Source organism: Bosea sp. Tri-49 (assembly GCF_003952665.1).
Lineage (GTDB): Bacteria > Pseudomonadota > Alphaproteobacteria > Rhizobiales > Beijerinckiaceae > Allobosea.
Map to the genome: position 1 here is coordinate 5,680,177 of NZ_CP017946.1, position 13,761 is coordinate 5,693,937.

At 68.2% G+C, this 13,761-nt stretch carries 13 protein-coding genes; 6 read left to right on the forward strand and 7 right to left on the reverse strand.

The genetic code is table 11. From position 1 onward, the window contains the following. Positions 1-45: 45 nt before the first annotated feature. Positions 46-873: a zinc-ribbon domain-containing protein gene (locus BLM15_RS27380; RefSeq protein ID WP_164547659.1), complete on the reverse strand. Its 828-nt coding sequence runs from the start codon at positions 871-873 to the stop codon at positions 46-48. Between the two features lie 335 nt (positions 874-1,208). Between BLM15_RS27380 and BLM15_RS27385 the strand changes: the two genes are divergently transcribed. The 5 genes from BLM15_RS27385 (at position 1,209) to BLM15_RS27405 (ending at position 5,049) form a co-directional block, all read left to right on the forward strand. Beyond that, positions 1,209-1,832 carry a cell division ATP-binding protein FtsE gene (locus BLM15_RS27385; protein ID WP_236846812.1) on the forward strand — a complete coding sequence of 208 codons (624 nt, stop codon included), beginning with the start codon at positions 1,209-1,211 and terminating at the stop codon, positions 1,830-1,832. Continuing rightward, positions 1,819-2,796 (forward strand): cell division protein FtsX, encoded by a 978-nt coding sequence (locus BLM15_RS27390; RefSeq protein WP_236846449.1) that lies wholly within the window; start codon positions 1,819-1,821, stop codon positions 2,794-2,796. The genes BLM15_RS27385 and BLM15_RS27390 overlap by 14 nt, the downstream gene beginning before the upstream one ends. Before the next feature lie 119 nt (positions 2,797-2,915). Continuing rightward, complete coding sequence (locus BLM15_RS27395) at positions 2,916-3,668, forward strand: YdcF family protein (RefSeq protein WP_236846450.1); 753 nt, start codon at positions 2,916-2,918, stop codon at positions 3,666-3,668. A gap of 53 nt (positions 3,669-3,721) precedes the next feature. After that, a complete protein-coding gene (locus tag BLM15_RS27400) occupies positions 3,722-4,504 on the forward strand; it encodes a lysophospholipid acyltransferase family protein (RefSeq protein WP_126115707.1) in 783 nt (260 codons plus the stop codon). A 59-nt stretch (positions 4,505-4,563) separates the two neighbouring features. Continuing rightward, on the forward strand, positions 4,564-5,049 hold the full coding sequence (locus BLM15_RS27405) for a hypothetical protein (RefSeq protein ID WP_126115708.1): 486 nt from the start codon (positions 4,564-4,566) through the stop codon (positions 5,047-5,049). Positions 5,050-5,053: 4 nt separating this feature from the next. Here the strand turns inward: BLM15_RS27405 and BLM15_RS27410 are convergent, their stop codons facing one another. Then, positions 5,054-5,611: a gamma-glutamylcyclotransferase gene (locus BLM15_RS27410; RefSeq protein WP_126115709.1), complete on the reverse strand. Its 558-nt coding sequence runs from the start codon at positions 5,609-5,611 to the stop codon at positions 5,054-5,056. Positions 5,612-5,751: 140 nt separating this feature from the next. Here BLM15_RS27410 and BLM15_RS27415 point away from each other — a divergent pair, with 140 nt between their 5' ends. Continuing rightward, complete coding sequence (locus BLM15_RS27415) at positions 5,752-6,807, forward strand: DUF2125 domain-containing protein (protein WP_164547660.1); 1,056 nt, start codon at positions 5,752-5,754, stop codon at positions 6,805-6,807. Here BLM15_RS27415 and rpoH read toward each other — a convergent pair whose 3' ends face one another. The 5 genes from rpoH to hemC all read right to left on the reverse strand — a co-directional run bounded on the left by rpoH (position 6,808) and on the right by hemC (position 13,684). Continuing rightward, positions 6,808-7,704: an RNA polymerase sigma factor RpoH gene (gene rpoH, locus BLM15_RS27420; RefSeq protein ID WP_110491463.1), complete on the reverse strand. Its 897-nt coding sequence runs from the start codon at positions 7,702-7,704 to the stop codon at positions 6,808-6,810. Between the two features lie 206 nt (positions 7,705-7,910). After that, positions 7,911-8,948, reverse strand: a complete 1,038-nt coding sequence (locus BLM15_RS27425) for an RluA family pseudouridine synthase (protein WP_126115711.1) — start codon at positions 8,946-8,948, stop codon at positions 7,911-7,913. Between the two features lie 113 nt (positions 8,949-9,061). Next, on the reverse strand, positions 9,062-10,729 hold the full coding sequence (locus tag BLM15_RS27430; RefSeq protein ID WP_126115712.1) for a heme biosynthesis HemY N-terminal domain-containing protein: 1,668 nt from the start codon (positions 10,727-10,729) through the stop codon (positions 9,062-9,064). 15 nt (positions 10,730-10,744) lie between these two features. After that, positions 10,745-12,709, reverse strand: coding sequence for a uroporphyrinogen-III synthase (locus BLM15_RS27435; RefSeq protein WP_126115713.1), 1,965 nt, complete (start codon positions 12,707-12,709; stop codon positions 10,745-10,747). 24 nt (positions 12,710-12,733) lie between these two features. Beyond that, positions 12,734-13,684: a hydroxymethylbilane synthase gene (gene hemC, locus BLM15_RS27440; protein WP_126116388.1), complete on the reverse strand. Its 951-nt coding sequence runs from the start codon at positions 13,682-13,684 to the stop codon at positions 12,734-12,736. Positions 13,685-13,761: the final 77 nt, after the last annotated feature.

Genomic DNA, 13,761 nt, shown 5'->3' on the forward strand with positions numbered 1-13,761 from the left:
TTGAAGCGGCCGGTGCCCCGGAGGCGGGAAACCAGGTGTGGGAAATCAGTAGAGAGCGGCGATGCCGTTGGGGTTAGTCGTGCCGAAGCGCAGCTGGACCGAGCGACCGTTCTCCGGTGGCGAGGCGAGGCGGGCGCGGAAATGCATCAGCTCGGCCGATTCGAGCGATGGGCGCGGCGGCTCCGTCGTCCAGCTGTAGAGCACCTTGCCATCCTCAGCCTGTACCGTCACCGTGATCGGCGGCACCTTGGCCGTGCCCCTGGTGATGTTGGTGACGTCGCCAGTGACCACCAGGAAACGCCCCTGCGGGTCCTGAACCAGCTCGCTCTCGACGGCACTGAAGGCGAGTCCGCGCACATTCACCGGCAGGCCGATCTTGTCATAGAGGCCGGCAAGTTGCGGTATTGCCCGAACGACGTGCTCGCGTTGCCAGACACCGAGTCCGAGAATGGCGACGCCTGCCACCGCGAGGACGCTCGCGGCAGCCGACGGCAGGCGCGCAAGCGGGTTGCGGGCACTGGCCCAGTTTCGCTTCCGAGGAGGCGGCGGCAACGGTGCTGCATCCGACTGCGAGGGCTCGGTCCGCTCGGCTGCGATTGCCGAAATATCGGCATCGATCTCGGCGGCGCGGCGCAGCTCTTCCTCAAGCTCCGCCGCTGTCTGCTCGGGGCTGGGAGCAGTGGGAAGGTCCGGGATTGCGGCCTCCAGGTCGGACCGCAGAACCTCGTCCGTCGGCTGCGCTTCGGCAGCCTGAGGGGCTTCGATCTGCCAGGTCATCTGGCAGCTGGCGCAACGCACCTTGCGACCGCCGGCCCCGATCTTGGCCTCGGCGATCTCATATCGGCTGGCGCAATTGGGGCAGACGATCAGCATGGCCCAGAAAACGGTTGCTCCGCGCGGTATCGGTGCGAAGCCTGATCCTCTCGCCGCCTCAAGCAAGCAGAAGCGGAAGCGGCACGCGGCTCCACGCTTCATAGGGTCGATTTATGGTTAATGTCGCGTAAAGCCACCTTTCGCTTCGGGCCCGGGTCCACCCCGATCGAAAGGGATCCATGCGTGATTGAGGAAAACACGTTCGGCGCTTCCCGCCGGGCTATCGTCTGGGTGTAGGATCGCGCTGGCTTGGCGCCCGTCCGGCACGATTCGGATTTGAGTGAGCGAGAGGAGCAGCGTTGGTTCGGTTCGAGAATGTCGGGTTGCGGTACGGGATGGGGCCGGAGGTGCTGAAGGACATCAACTTCAGCATCGCGCCGCGCTCGTTCCAGTACCTGACCGGGCCGTCGGGAGCCGGCAAGACCACGCTGATCCGGCTCGTCCTGATGGCGCTCAAGCCTACGCGCGGCCTGGTCAATCTGTTCGGCCAGGACGTCTCCCGCCTCGAAGCCGCCACGCTCACCGATTTTCGTCGGCGCATGGGTGTCGTCTTCCAGGATTTCCGGCTGCTCGACCATCTGACGGTCTATGAGAACGTTGCCCTGCCGCTGCGCGTGATCGGCAAGGAGGAGGCGAGCTATCGCGCCGAGGTCGTCGAGCTCTTGCGCTGGGTCGGGCTCGGCGAACGGATGCATGCGGTGCCCGCCGTCTTGTCCGGCGGTGAGAAGCAGCGCGCCGCGATTGCGCGCGCCCTGATCAGCCGACCGCAGCTGCTGCTCGCCGACGAGCCGACCGGCAATGTCGATCCTGGTCTCGGCCGGCGGCTGCTGCGGCTTTTCATGGAGTTGCAGTCGCTGGGGACGGCGGTGGTGATCGCGACCCACGACATCGCTCTGATGGAGCTCTACGACGCGCCCCGCCTCGTGCTGGCGGACGGACATCTGCATGTCGATGCCTGAGCACCTCGATATGGACGAGGCGGAGGAGGAGCGTCCGCGCGGCGGTCAGCGCCTGCCGGCCAGCCTGCGGCGCGATCAGCCCCTGGTGCCGGTCGATTCGGTTGCCGGGCGCGCGCTTGTCGTCGTCATTGCCATCCTGACCTTCCTTGCGGCGTTGAGCGCCGGAGCGGCCTTGCTCGCCGCCCGCGCCTCGGAGCAATGGCGCGGTGCGGTCGCGAACGAGATGACCATCCAGGTCAGGCCCGATCCGCGTCGGAACATCGAGCAGGATATTGCGCGCGCAGTCGAGCTTGCCCGGGCGGTGCCGAGCGTGGCCGAAGCGCGGCCGATGCCGCGCGCCGAATCGGACAAGCTGCTCGAGCCCTGGCTGGGTGCCGGGCTCGATCTCGTCGAGTTGCCGGTGCCGCGGCTAATCGTGCTGCGGCTCTCCTCGGCCGTCGCTAATGATCTCGTCACGTTCGGCCAGACGTTGCGGCGCGAAGTGCCGAGCGCGACGCTCGACGATCACCGGCTCTGGGTGCGCCGCCTCTCGACCATGGCGAGCACCATCATCCTGGCTGGTGTCGCGGTGGTTCTGCTCGTGCTGGTCGCGGCCGGACTCGCGGTCGCCTTCGCCACGCGCGGCGCCATGGCGGGCAGCCGCGATTCGGTCGAGGTGCTCCATTTTGTCGGCGCGACCGACGAGTTCATTGCCCGCGAATTCCAGACGCGTTTCGTCGCGCTCGGCCTGCGCGGTGGCGCAGCCGGCGGATTGGCGGCGATCCTTGCGATCGCGCTGCTCGGTCTTTTGTCGTCGGCCTGGAGCGCGACTCCGGAGGCCGATCAGTTGCAGGCCCTGTTCGGGGCCTTCGAGATCGGCTGGTCGGGCTATGCGGTCGTCGTGCTCGTTGCAGCCGTGGTCGCAGCGATCGCAGGACTCGTCTCGCGGCTGACGGTGCGGCATTATCTGCGGGCAATGGGCTGACTCGCTTCGCGGCGGGGTTGTGAGAGTGCCGTCATTGTGCCCGATTGGGCGGTTAGTTTCCCAACTTGATGGTGCTGCTTGGAACCCGGCAAGGTCATCTTTCCCCTGTTGAGGACAGCTTGGCTGCCCTGCGACCGATGACGGCCGGCGCTTCGACATGGCGGCGCTGGCTAGGCCGCGTCCTGCTCTGGTCTTGCCTTGTCGGGGCGATGGTTCTGGCTGCGGGGTATGTCCGCTTCGCCACGCGCCTCTCAGTGACCGAAGCAGCTACTCCGCCCCGTACGGACGCGATCGTCGTCGTCACCGGCGGGGCGCAGCGGATCGGCGATGCCGTCAGCCTGCTCAATGCTGAACGTGGGCGACGACTGCTGATCAGCGGCGTCAACGAGAAGACCGGGCGCGAGGAGCTGGCCAAGCTCAACCCGAGCGCGCGCGAGGCGCTGGCCTGCTGTGTCGATCTCGATTATCGCGCCCGCAACACGATCGGCAACGCCATCGAGACGCGGCGCTGGGTCCGTCGCCACAATTTCCGCTCGCTGCTGGTGGTGACCTCGAACTACCACATGCCGCGCACGCTGCTCGAACTTGAGCATGCGATGCCCGGCGTGCGTTTCGTGCCGCATCCGGTGGTGACCGACCAAGTCGACGTCGCCGCCTGGTGGCGCGACTGGCACGCGATCCGCCTGCTGGTGCCGGAATACCTCAAATATCTCGTCGCCGGCGTGCGCAGCAAGCTTGAGACGGACCCCGAGACCTCGCGCTTGTCCGTGATCATCGGCGGCCGCAAGCCCGTGTCGCCTAAGCCCGGCGACCAGATCGGCCCCGAGCACGACAAGCGCTCTCGGGCGGCTGCGCCGGCCCGCGGAGCCTGATCCGATGCAAGAGGGCTCTTGACGCATTCCGGCTGTCGGGGTTCTTGCGGACCATGCTGCTGATCCGCTCGCTCCTCTTCAACGTCGCCTTTTACCTGAACCTCGCATTCTGGCTGCTCGCAGCCATGGTGACGATGGTGTTGCCGCCGCGCTTCCTGCTGAGGATCGCGCAGCTCTGGGGGCAGAGCTCGATCTGGCTGATGCGGGTGATCGTCGGCACGCGCTGCGAGATCGTCGGAGCCGAGAACATTCCGCCCGGCGGCATCATTATGGCCGCCAAGCACCAGTCGACCTGGGAAACCTTCGCGCTGGTGACGGTATTCCTTAATCCCGTCTACATCCTCAAGCGTGAATTGACCTGGCTGCCCTTCTTCGGCTGGTGCCTGATCAAGCTCAGGATGATCCCGGTCGATCGCGGGGCGCGCAGCCGGGCGCTGCAGGAGGTGACGCGGCGGGCCAAGATCGAACTCGGCCAGAACGGGCGGCAGCTGATGATCTTTCCGGAAGGCACGCGCCGTCCGGCGGGGGCCGAGCCGGCCTACAAATATGGTGTCACCCATCTCTACACCGAACTCGGCGTACCTTGCGTGCCGGTCGCGCTCAACGCCGGCCTGTTTTGGCCGCGCCGCAGCCTGATCAAGCGGCCTGGCACGATCCGCGTCGAGATCCTGCCGGCGATTCCACCTGGCCTAGCCAAAATGGAATTTCACACCCTGCTGCAGGAGCAGATCGAGACCGCGAGCAACCGCCTCCTGGCGGATGGGCTGGCCGAACTCGATCGGCTCGGCGTGCCTGCTCCTGTCAGCATACGGCAGGAGCCGCAACCCCAAGCCTGATCGGCCTTGACAATGGACCGCGCTGTTCCGATTTTGTTCTAGAACAAAGGAGGAACGATATGGCTGCTCTCGCCCGAGCCCGGTTCCCATTCGACCGCAACCGGTCGATCGACAAGATGCCGCGCCAGCTCAACCTGCTGGAGGCGCTGCAACCTGCAAAGGTGGAGCGCGCCGTTTCGCCATTCGGCGACGACGAGGTCGTGCCGGGGCAGGTGCGGGAAATGCCGCTGCGCGCGACCGCCCATCTCGCCGAGCGCCGTTTCACCGCTTGGCGCGGCCGCTCGGGCCGGCGCTATGTCGCCTCGGTCTTCGCTGTCCAGGACGGGCATGCGCTCGGCTTCAGCGATGTGGTGCTGCTGGCGGTCTCGCCTGATCGCAAGATCGTCGCGGCGCGCGACAGCGGGCCGTTCGGCATCGATGCGGCACTGACACGCTGGCGCGATGCCGTCGCCATGGCCGGCGCGAGCGAGATCCATGTCCATCTGCTCGCCGAGGACGCCACCAGCCGCCGCGCCGCATTGCTCGACCTGATGCCCGAGGCGTGAGCGATCAGATCGGCGCCGGCTGCCCTGTCCTGTCGAGTTCGGCCACGAGATGGGCGAGCAGCGGGTCGTGGATGCCCATCTCGTGCAGATGCTCGTGGGTGCGGCGGACATAGTCCGGATTCTCGCCCGAGACGCCCTTCCCCTGACGCACCAGCGCGAGTACCGCCTCTTCCGGCAGGCGACCCGCATATTGATGATGGTTGCGGTCGGCGATGTAGGTCAGCGCATTGACACGCTGGCCGTCGTCGAGCCGTAAAGCGAGCCGCCGTTCGAGATAGACCGCGGTCGCCTGCTCGCGGGCGCGCAGATAATCGATCGTCTCTTCGGCCTGTTCGGCGGGAACGCGGAAGGCAACGCCACGGCAGATGCCGCCGCGATCGAGGCCGAGCACCAGGCCCGGCAGCTCTGGCGTACCGCGATGGACATGCGAGTAGATGCAGAGCGCGCGGTGGAAGCCGTGCAGGCGCGCGCCGACGCGCTCGACGAAGGAAAAGCCCGGGCGCCAGATCAGCGAGCCGTAGCCGAACACCCAGAGATCTTCCGGCGGAAGCGGCGCCGTCATCCCGTTCCTCATAATTTAGCCTGCTTGCCTCGCCAGAGAGGGCCTTCGCGATCCGTTGCTGGTGACCTCCGCCAACGCTGGCGCGTTGCGGCCCCGGTCGCTATCAACCTGCCGAGGTTTTCGCAATGGAGCGCCCGCGCATGTCCGATATCACGCCCGTGCGCCGGCACAGTCGCTTCTGGCTCTATGCGCCTTTCGCGCTGCTAGCGCTGCTCGCGGCCGGCTGGTCGGGCATCTGGGGCTTCGCGCGCAGCAAGGTCGACCAGGAACTCGATGCCGGCATCGCCCGCGAGGCCCGCGCCGGACGCAACTGGACCTGCCGGGGTCGCAACGTCGGCGGCTATCCCTTCCGCATCGAGGTGCGCTGCGCCAGCCTGACGCTGACCTCCTCGCGCTGGGGCGACGAGGTCAAGGTCGATGCCGGCCAGGCGGTGGCAGTTGCGCAGGTCTGGACCCCAGGTCACATCATCCTGCAGATGACTGGGCCGATGCTGGCCAACCTGCCGCAAGGGCGGAAAGCCGCGCTCGACTGGAAGGGGCTCGCCGCCAGCCTGCATCTCAGCGGGCTCGCCTTCGAGCGTTTCTCGCTGGTGCTGGGTGAACCGGTGCTCACCGTCACCGAACCCGGGCAGGCTGCCGCCGAGACTTGGCGAGCGACTGCTGCCGAAGCGCATCTGCGGCCTAACCCGCAACGCTTCGCCAGTGAGGGTACGGTCGATCTCGCCGTCAACGCCAAGGGCGGGGTGCTGCCGGCGCTGGAGGCGCTGCTCGGCAACGGCCAACTCGCCGATCTCGACCTGCAGGCCAGCCTGTCGCGGGCGCCAGCCTTCCGGCGCGGCTTCAATCCCGATGCGCTCGAAGCCTGGCGGACATCAGGCGGCGGTCTGGAGGTGACCAAGCTCGCGCTGACCAAGGGGCCGACGCGGCTCGAGGCGACGGGCCTGATCGCGCTCGACGAGGCGCACCGTCCGGCCGGGAAGGTTTCGGCTGCAGTGGCCGGTGTCGATCGCATTGCCGGCATCAAGGTCGGCGGCCTGACCGCGGGCCTCGGCGCCCTGCTCGGCGGGCGCAGCGATGGCGGGCAAAGCAATGCGGCGGCAGGGCTTTCGCCGCTGCCGCCGCTGGTCCTGCGCGAAGGCAGGGTCTTCCTCGGGCCGCTCAGGCTGCCCTTGCAGCCGCTGCTACCACTCTACTGATCAGGCTGCGGGCAGGGCGGCCCGCGGCGCTTCGATCTTCACCAGTGCCTTCTTGACCGCGTCCTGCACCTTCTCGAAGGCGCGGACTTCGATCTGGCGGACACGCTCGCGCGAGACGCCGAACTCCTCGGAGAGCTCCTCCAGGGTGATCGGATCTTCGGCGAGGCGGCGCGCCTCGAAGATGCGGCGCTCGCGATCGTTCAGCACGCCAAGCGCCTCACGCAGGGCGAGATGACGATTGTCGCTCTCTTCGGAATCGGCGAGGCGGCGCTCCTGGCTTTCGCTGTCGTCTACCAGCCAGTCCTGCCACTCGCCTTCGCCATCCTCGCGCAGCGGCGTGTTCAGCGAAGCGTCGCCGCCGAGGCGGCGGTTCATATCGATCACGTCCTGCTCGTTGACGCCGAGCTTGGTCGCGATGCTCTTGACCTGGTCGGGCTTGAGATCGCCCTCGCCAAGCGCCGAGATCTTGCTCTTCGCCTTGCGCAGGTTGAAGAACAGCTTCTTCTGGTTCGCGGTGGTGCCCATCTTCACCAGCGACCAGGAACGCAGGATGTATTCCTGGATCGAGGCCTTGATCCACCACATCGCATAGGTCGCGAGCCTGAAGCCCTTGTCGGGCTCGAAGCGCTTGACCGCCTGCATCAGGCCGACATTGCCTTCCGACACGACTTCACCCATCGGCAGCCCATAGCCGCGATAGCCCATGGCGATCTTGGCGACGAGGCGCAGATGTGACGTCACGAGCCGATGGGCCGCGTCGCGGTCGCCATGCTCGCGCCAGCTCTTGGCCAGCATGAATTCCTCGTTCGGTTCCAGCATCGGGAACCGACGAATCTCATCCAGGTAACGTGAAAGTCCGCCCTCCGCGGACATGACGGGCAGCGATGCAATCGCCATGCTCGTACTCCTTTTCCGGCTCCCGCTTCGCGGCGAGCCAACCACCCGATGTTCCATCGGGCAGGATTTTCGGTGCACCCTCCAGCGACGACCTCCGTCCAGTCGCTAGTCCAGCACCTCAGCGGCGCCCCTTTAGCCATCCGCTTTCGCAGCGCAGTATAGACGATGCGAGGGTGGCGGAAAGTGGGCAGCGCAGCAAAAATCCGTCACAGGATCGAGAGCTCGGCTTGCAAACGTGCAAAGTCGGCCGGCGGTTCCGACTCGAAGCGCAATTCCTCGCGGGTGACCGGATGCTCGAAACCGAGCAGGCGGGCATGCAGCGCCTGACGGCCGAGATCGGCGAGCGCGGCCTGGGCTTTTTCCGGCAAACGGCTCGCCTTGGTCATGAAACCGGAGCCGTAGAGCTGGTCGCCGAGCAGCGGGTGGCCGATATGGCTCATATGGACGCGGATCTGGTGGGTACGACCGGTCTCGAGCTGGCACTCGACCAAGCTGGCCAGTGCCTCGATCTCCTCATGGCCACGTAGCAGTGGCGGGTAGCGCTCGATCAGCTCGATATGGGTGATCGCCTCGCGGCCGCGCCCCTCGCCGACCACCATCATCTTCTCGCGATTGCGGTTGGAGCGCTCGATCGCGGCATCGATTGTGCCGGTCTGCCGACGTGGCGAACCCCAGACTATCGCAAGATAGGCCCGTTCCAGAGGTCCGGTGCGGCCATGGTCGGCAAACTGCTTGGCGAGGCCGCGATGGGCCTTGTCGTTCTTGGCAACGACGAGCAGGCCGCTGGTGTCCTTGTCGAGCCGGTGGACGATGCCGGGCCGGCGCACTCCGCCGATACCGGAGAGGCTCTCGCCGCAATGGGCGATCAGCGCGTTGACCAGCGTGCCGTCCTCATGGCCGCCGGCGGGGTGGACGACGAGCCCGGCCGGCTTGTCGATGACGATCAGGTGCTCGTCCTCGAAGACGACGGTGAGCGGGATGTCCTGGCCGATCGGTGCGGCCGGCTTGGCCTCTGGCATGACGAGGGAGAGGCGCTGGCCGGCGACAACCTTGCGGCTGCCATCGACGACAACCGCGCCGTCGACGCTGACGCCCCCCTCCTTGATCACCTGCTGCAGGCGGGCGCGCGAGACCTCGCCGCCGAGCAGAGCGAGGGCCTTGTCGAGGCGCAGGCCCGCCTGTTCCGGCTCGATGACGAGCTCGGTGGCGGGAGACTTTGAGGTGGTGTTCTCGGACGTGGTCATGCGCCGTCTATAGGCGTGCGGATAGAAAACCGCACCCCCGGTGTGCAAGGCAGCTGCACGTCATGCTCGGCCCTCTAGCTTCGCTCCGGCCGAGAATGACGTATCCGGTGGTATCAGCTGAATATCCGGAACCGCCCCTTGGCCTCGCCCGGCGCCTGCTGTTCCGGGCCAGGATCGTCAGGCGCATGCGCGACCGGGAAGACGACCGGGGCGGGCTTAGCCTGCTGGGGCGCCGGCTTCGTCGTCACCGGTGCGATCTCGACGACAGGCTCGGCCGGAGGCGGAGTTGGCGCGACAGGCGGTTCCGCTTTGGTCTCGATCTTGGGCTCCGGCTTTGCCTCGGCTTTCGGCTGCTCGAGCGTCACGGGCGGGGCAAGCCCGGCCGGAGCAGGCACCGTCACGGCCTCCGCAACCTCGGCCTTGCCTTCCAGCAATGGCGCCGAGGGTTCGTCGAGATCGGCCAGCACGTCATCGTTGAGATGGGCGCCCTGGCTGCCGAGCGTCGCCGGAGGAACGGTCCAGACGAAGGCATCGAGCCGGCCGGAGATCGGCGAGATCGGCAGCCATTGGTCGGAGACGAGGCCATCGGCGACCCAGGCGGCGTCGCGCGGGGCTCGGGTGGCACGCGCCAGCCATTCGCGCACGCGGCCGGTGGCGCCGTGCTCTGCCTCTTCCAGTTCGGCCATCAGCAGGCAGGCGCGGACCGATGCGCCGCCGGCGAGCAGCGGCTTCAGCGTGGAGCGGGCGCGGGCGAAATCCTGGGCGTGGATAGCCGCGCCGGCTAGCGCCAGCACGCCTTCGGGATCGGCTGGGCGCAGCTTGGTCAGCGTCTCGGCACGGGCAAGGCGGTCGCGGGCGCTGTCGCCGGGCCGAACATCGAGATAGGCGCTGGCGACATCGGGATGCGAGACCTGCTTCCAGGCCGCTTCCAGCAATCGTGCCGCCTTCTTGATGTCGCCGCGTTCCGACAGCATCCGGCCGGCCAACGCGGCAGCAGGTGTCAGCCCGGGCGCGAGCTTGACCGCTTCGAGCGCGGCGGCGAGGGCCTTCTCGGGCTCGCGATCCTTGGCGTCGAGCGCCTCGGCTGCGAGCAGGACGGCGCGCTGGCGCTTGGCCTCGCCCTTGTCGGCGAGGCGCAGCGCGGCCCGGCGCTCGACCGCGGTGCGAGCCGCCTGCCAGTCGCCTGCGGCGGTGTGAAAATCGAGCAGAGCATCATTGGCCCAGGCAAGCGAGGGCGAGCGGCGCACCGCATCGTCGGCGAAGGCGCGGGCCGCGGTCATGTCGCCGCGCCGGCGCGCCTCGACGAAGAGGCCGCGCAGGCCGAGCACGCGGGTTTCCGGCTTGTCGAGCATCGCCTTGAAGGCGGCCTCGGCCTGGCCGCGATCACCGGAGAGCTGGGCCGACTGCGCTTCGAGCAGCAAGGTCAGCGGCTCATTGGCCACGAATTTGCGGGCATCGACGGCATGGCGTCCGGCGGCGATGGGATCGCCTGCGCCGATCGCGACCATGCCGCGCGAAATCGCCTCGAAACCGCGTGCCCGGCGCCGTGCCCGTGACGCAAAGCCGAAGGCGGAGGGCAGCCCGAAGACAAAGCGCATGATCGCCCAGGCGACCAAAGTGAGGAAGGCGAGCACGACGACGCCGATCGCGGCGATCGCGACGCTGGTCTCGATGCGGTAGCCCTGCCAGAGGATCGAGACTTCGCCCGGCCGGTCGGCGAGCCAGACCGCGCCGACGGCGACGAGCGCGATGATGAAGAGATAGACCAGTACGCGAACCATCGGGATCTATCCTTCTCAGCCTGCCGTACCCAGCGCCGCGACCGCATCCTGCGCGATGCGGTTGATCGTCGATTCCGCGATCGCCCGCAGCCTCAACGCCAGGCCGAAAGCTTCGCTGCCACGCCGTGCCGGCTCGGGCAATTGCGTCCAGAGCTCCGCCGCCTTCACAACCTCGTTCTGCGTGAGCGCCGCTTCCAGTCGGATCGGCAGGGTCGCGGGATCGGTCGAGCCGGACTCGCCGACCGGGCGGATGGTGACGATGCGGCTCGCCAGCCCGAGGAGCTTGTCTTCCCAGCTGTTCGCGGCCGGCGCGGTCTCGCGCACGAAGAGAGCGCGATGGCTCCCGAATTGCGTCAGCAGCTGGTCGCGGGTCGCGGCGCCAGTGCCGGCTACCGCGGCGAGTGCTGCGCGCTGCTCGGCCGGGATGTCTCCGAGGGCGGCGAGATCGGGCTGGAAGGGCCGGCCCGATCCGATCGCGTCGCGGATGCGCTCGGCAAGGACGACGCGTGCGGCGGCGAGCGCCTGCCGGCTTGGCTGGGCAGCGCTTTTGGCCGCTGCTTCGACGCCGGCGAGGCGCTGGCCCAGCGACGTAGCTGCGTCGCGCGCAGCGGCGGCGGTGCTGTCGGCGCGGTCGAGTTTCTCGTTCAGCCCTTGGGGGATGTTCGCGCCAACTGCGGGGGCGGCCTTGGCCAGTTCGGCGAGGCGGGTGGCATTGGCTTGCGCCTCGCCGCTCGCCTTGGCGGCGCTCTCGGCCGCTGCCGACGCCTTGCGGTCAATGGCGTCGAGCGCAGCGCGGTTGGGCAAAGCTGCGCTCTGAGCCTGCAAGGTCTCGACGCGCTTGGTGAGTTCGGCCAGCCGCGCACCGTCATCGGGAGCCGAGAGCCGGATGCCCAGCAGCACCAGGCCGGCGCCGATCACGCCACCGGCTAGGCCGGCGAGCGCGACGGTCGGCAGATTGTAGCGGCGCTGATGCTCGGGCACCGGGGGTGGCGTGAATTCCTGGGCGAGCGCTTCCGTTGGCAGCACCGCTTCAGCTTGCGTCTCGGTGCGCTCGGCCTCGGTCGCGCTTGTTGCCGAAGCGGTAGCCTCGGCAGAGGAGGTCTCGACGGTTTCGGTAGCCGCAAGCTCGATGGTCGGTGGTGTCCTGCCGGAGCGATTGCGGCGCTTGCCGGCCGGGCCCTGTTCGCTGCTCGGCTCTGCCGTCATGCCGCTGTCGTCCGCCTTGTCATCTGCCGCTACGGGCTCCTTAGCATCGCCGGTCAGCAAAGTGCGAGCGGGAAGCTGGTCGAGAGCGGCGAAGAGGGCTGCTTCCTCGGGGTGCTCCGCGACGAGCACGGTATCGGAGCCGGCCGCGATCAGGGGCGCGGCGACCTCGATCGAGAGTGCAAGTTGGGGCAGCGCCTGCGCCTGCTCGGCCAGTCCGGCCTTGCCGGCCAGATCGAGGAAGATCTGGGCGCTGCGTGGTGAATAATGCAGGGCAGCATCGGCCGAGCCGTCGCGCAAAGCCTCTGCGGCCGGGGCAGGCAGGGCATCGATCGCCTTGGCCTCGTAGGCCGTCCACAGCGCCACTTCGTGACCGGCCTCGCGCAATTGCTGCGGCAGGTCCTCGTGGCGGTCGCGGCCGGCGACGAAGAGGAGCTTTTGGCCCTTCGGCAGGCGCTCGAGGATCAGTGCCAGCAGCTCGGCGCGCCCGCCCTGAGCGCTGTGCGCGGTGAAGCCGAGCTTGCCGACGATGTCCGCCGTGCGCGTGCCGACGCAGAAGGCTGGCAGCGTGCTGCGCCAGGTCTTCGGCAGGCTTTCCAGCGCCGGCACGGCATTGGCGCTGGTCAGCACCAAAGCGTCGAACGGCCCCTTCGGCGGCTTCTCGCTGCTCGCAACGATCTGGAACAGCGGCGCGACCACCGGATCCTTGCCGCGCTCGCGCAAGGCTTGCGCGCTGCGCTCGGCATCCTGCTGAGGTCTGAACACCAGAACGCGCATATCGTCTCCTCGTGCGAACTTCGCTCAGGCCGGATCGTAGATGCCGGCCGGGGCGCGGGCGCGCAATTCGCGCCCAAGATCGGCTCCCAGTTGCGCGGCCTCCGTGACGGAACCAAGGCGCTCGCCCTCGGCGCTCGCCGTGCCGTCGGGAGAAAGCAGCAAACCGCGCAAATGCAGGCGCTCGCCATCGACGGTGGCGTGACCGGCGATCGGCGTGCGGCAGGAGCCGTCGAGTTCGGTCAGGTAGGCGCGCTCGGCCGCGAGGGCATGGCCGGTGTCGCGGCAGATGATGGCTGCAAGCGCTGCTGCGGCTGCTGCGTCACCGGCGCGAATCACCACGGCGATGGCGCCCTGGCCGACAGCGGGCAGGCACTCCTCGAGCGAGAGGATGCCGCTCGCTTTGTCGGCGAGGCCGAGGCGGCGCAGTCCGGCGAGGGCGAGCAAGGTGGCGTCGATCTCGCCGCTCGCGACCTTCTCCAGCCGCCTTCCGACATTGCCGCGCAGCAGGGTGACTTCGAGATCGGGCCGCGCCCGCTTCAGGATCGCCTGGCGGCGCAGCGAAGCCGAGCCGACGACCGCGCCCTGCGGCAGGTCGGCGAGCCGTGAGATGCCACGCGCGATCAGCGCGTCGCGGACATCCTCGCGCGGCAGGTAGCCGGCGATGACGAGGCCATCGGGCAGCGCGGTCGGCAGGTCCTTGGCGGAATGGACGGCAAAATCGATGGTGCCGGCGAGCTGGGCGGCGTCGATCTCCTTGGTGAAGAGCCCCTTGCCGCCGGCTTCCGAGAGCGCCCGATTCTGGATCGCGTCGCCGGTGGTGCGGATCACGTCGAGCGGCAGTTCAGCGCTGTCCCAGCCATGGGCGGCGCCGAGCCGGCGCGCGAGTTCGTGCGCCTGCGCCAGGGCCAATGGGCTGCCACGCGTGCCGAGGACGAAGCGGCCCGGAAGCCGGGTTTCGCGCGGCGGGGTCGGCATGTCGGTCATTCGCTGCGAGGTCTCCGCTTTCGCGCAATCAACTGGCGCTGGCCATTGGCCTTCGCCTTCATGCAGCA

Coding starts and splice junctions, on each gene's coding strand:
- BLM15_RS27435 (WP_126115713.1), bottom strand. CDS start 12,709: ATGCGCGTTCTGGTGTTCAGACCTCAGCAGGATGCCGAGCGCAGCGCG.
- rpoH (WP_110491463.1), bottom strand. CDS start 7,704: ATGGCGATTGCATCGCTGCCCGTCATGTCCGCGGAGGGCGGACTTTCA.
- BLM15_RS27430 (WP_126115712.1), bottom strand. CDS start 10,729: ATGGTTCGCGTACTGGTCTATCTCTTCATCATCGCGCTCGTCGCCGTC.
- BLM15_RS27415 (WP_164547660.1), top strand. CDS start 5,752: ATGTCCGATATCACGCCCGTGCGCCGGCACAGTCGCTTCTGGCTCTAT.
- BLM15_RS27425 (WP_126115711.1), bottom strand. CDS start 8,948: ATGACCACGTCCGAGAACACCACCTCAAAGTCTCCCGCCACCGAGCTC.
- BLM15_RS27405 (WP_126115708.1), top strand. CDS start 4,564: ATGGCTGCTCTCGCCCGAGCCCGGTTCCCATTCGACCGCAACCGGTCG.
- BLM15_RS27385 (WP_236846812.1), top strand. CDS start 1,209: ATGGGGCCGGAGGTGCTGAAGGACATCAACTTCAGCATCGCGCCGCGC.
- BLM15_RS27380 (WP_164547659.1), bottom strand. CDS start 873: ATGCTGATCGTCTGCCCCAATTGCGCCAGCCGATATGAGATCGCCGAG.
- BLM15_RS27390 (WP_236846449.1), top strand. CDS start 1,819: ATGTCGATGCCTGAGCACCTCGATATGGACGAGGCGGAGGAGGAGCGT.
- BLM15_RS27400 (WP_126115707.1), top strand. CDS start 3,722: ATGCTGCTGATCCGCTCGCTCCTCTTCAACGTCGCCTTTTACCTGAAC.
- BLM15_RS27410 (WP_126115709.1), bottom strand. CDS start 5,611: ATGACGGCGCCGCTTCCGCCGGAAGATCTCTGGGTGTTCGGCTACGGC.
- hemC (WP_126116388.1), bottom strand. CDS start 13,684: ATGCCGACCCCGCCGCGCGAAACCCGGCTTCCGGGCCGCTTCGTCCTC.